At 73.8% G+C, this 2,203-nt stretch carries 2 protein-coding genes; both read right to left on the bottom strand.

Going from position 1 to position 2,203, the window contains the following annotated elements; genetic code table 11:
* Positions 1 to 132: 132 nt before the first annotated feature.
* Positions 133 to 1,398: an MFS transporter gene (locus ACFV9Q_RS20945; RefSeq protein WP_377235996.1), complete on the bottom strand. Its 1,266-nt coding sequence runs from the start codon at positions 1,396 to 1,398 to the stop codon at positions 133 to 135.
* Positions 1,399 to 1,446: 48 nt separating this feature from the next.
* Entirely contained in the window at positions 1,447 to 2,022 is a 576-nt protein-coding gene (locus tag ACFV9Q_RS20950) for an ArsR/SmtB family transcription factor (RefSeq protein WP_377227877.1), read from the bottom strand.
* Between the last annotated feature and the right edge of the window lie 181 nt (positions 2,023 to 2,203).

Below are 2,203 nucleotides of genomic sequence, written 5' to 3' on the forward strand. Positions count from 1 at the left end.
CCTTCCTTGCCGACCACCACGCCCCCCTCCTTTTTGTCCCCTCTCCCCTCTGTCTCCGTCGTGTTTCTCCCCCCTCCCCCCCCCAAACCCCCCCCCACACCCGCGTTCGTTTTGGTGGGACCCCACAGCCCGTCAGCCGCCCAGTTGGCCTGCGGGCAGCTCGCGGAGGCGCGCCAGCGGCGAGACGAGGACGCTCCACGCGGCGAGGCAGTGCACCCCCGCCATGAGCAGGATCGTCTCGCGGACCCCGAGCATCCCGCCGAGCCAGCCCGCGACGACGCCGGCCACCGGCATGGTGCCGAAGTTCACGACCTGCATCACCGTCATCACGCGCCCCCGCAGCCCGGCGGGCACGTAGCGCAGCCGCCACGCGTTGCGGATCACGTTGCCCGCGACCACGCACAGGCCGACCAGGAACCCGCCGGCACCGCTGATCGCCGCGCCCCACCCCGGCAGGCCCGCCCCCACGAGCAGGGCCGTGGGTCCGGAGACCACGAGCAGGACGGTGGAGGCCCGCCCGCTGCCGAGGCGCGCGCTCAGGAACGGGGCGACGACGGCGCCGAGCACCCCGCCGGCCCCCGCGAGCGCGAGCACCGCGCCGACCCCTGACTCCGTCAGCCCGAGATCGCGCACCAGGAACAGCACCAGGAGCGCGCCGTAGCCGGTGAGCCCGAAGTTCGACGCGCCGCCCATGCCCACGAACCACGGGAGGTAGCGGTCGCGGCGGACCAGGTCGATGCCCTCCCGGATGCGCGCCACCAGCGGTTCGGCCGGGCCGGACGGCGGGGCTACGGCGCGCGCCGGCCGGATGCGCCACAGGCACACCGCCGACCAGAGGAACGTCGCCGCGTCGAGCGCGAGCCCGAGCGCCGCCGTCAGCCACTGCGCCAGCAGGCCGCCGAGGCCGGGCCCCGCCACGTTCGCCGCGGACTCGGTGCCGAAGAGGCGCGCGTTCGCCGCCTCGAGCTGGCCGGCGGGCACCACCTCGGGCAGGAACACCTGGTAGGCCGTGCGGAAGAACACGGTGCAGACGCCGCCCACCAGGGCGACCACCGCGATCTGGGTCAGGGTGAGGATCCCGAGCGCGAACGCCACGGGCACGCTCGCGAGCGAGACGGCGGCGGCCACGTTCGCGACGATCATCACCGGCCGCGCCGGGAGCTGGTCGACCCAGGCGCCCACCGGCAGCCCGATGACGAGCCACGGCAGCCAGGCCGCCGCGGTGATCAGGCCCATCCAGGACGGCCCGGCGTCGAGCTGCGTCACCGCGAGCAGCGGCAGGAGGGCGCTGGTCGTCGCGTTCCCGACCACGCTCACGCCCTCCCCCAGCCAGAGCAGGCCGAAGGCCCGGTTGCGGGACAGGGGCGCTGACTCGACAGCGGGCACGACGGAGGTCATGCGGGTAGCGTATATGTACAACAGATCTTGTACAACAGGTCTTGCAGGTTAGGGGCGGGAGGGGAACGCCCGCGCGAAGAGGAACACGTGCTCGGCCTGCTCGTCGGGCGCCGCCGCCCTCCCCCGCTCCTTCCAGCGCCCCACCACCTGGTTGATCTCGTCGCTCAGCTGCTGCAGCTCGTCGGGGGTCAGGCGCAGCCAGCTGTCGGTGGAGAGCTCGGCCCTGCTCCACGCGTCGTCCTGCTCGGAGCGCTCCAGCCAGGTGCGGGCGCGCTCGACCTGACGCGCCAGCATGAACTCCTCGGCGGCCACCGCCTGACGCTGGCTCTCCGCGTCCGGCGGCAGGGTAGACCGGCCCCAGGTGATGGATCGCGCCGCCCGGCGCCACCAGCGTTCGCGCCGGTCGCGAGCGAGCTCCGGCGCCTCCTCGACGAGCGCGGCGGAGGCCAGCACCTTCATGTGGTGGCTGATGCTCCCGACGGCCAGCCCCGTCCGCTCGGCGAGCACCGACGCCGTGGCCGGCCCCTCGGCCGTCAGCGAGTCGAGCAGGCGCGAGCGGGCCGGGTTGGCGAGGGCCGCGACCGCCTTGGCCTCGGTGAGCGTGCGGACGTCGTCGGTTGCCATGCAGGCAGGGTAGGACGGCGCCGCCGACGCCGTCGCCCCCGGGGCACCCGGCCGGCCCGGCCCGCCGGCAAGTTGAGTGCTGGGGGTTTTTTGTTTTTGGCCTGTTTCCAACCCCAAAACCCCCCCCCCTCCCTTTTTTGTTTGGTTGTGGTGGGGGCCGGTTCTTCTCCCCACCCCCCAC

This window comes from Promicromonospora sp. NPDC059942 (assembly GCF_042731755.1).
In the GTDB taxonomy this organism is placed as follows: domain Bacteria; phylum Actinomycetota; class Actinomycetes; order Actinomycetales; family Cellulomonadaceae; genus Promicromonospora.

Excerpts from the sequence above, each read along its gene's own strand:
- ACFV9Q_RS20950 (WP_377227877.1), bottom strand. The coding sequence starts at position 2,022 with ATGGCAACCGACGACGTCCGCACGCTCACCGAGGCCAAGGCGGTCGCG.
- ACFV9Q_RS20945 (WP_377235996.1), bottom strand. The coding sequence starts at position 1,398 with ATGACCTCCGTCGTGCCCGCTGTCGAGTCAGCGCCCCTGTCCCGCAAC.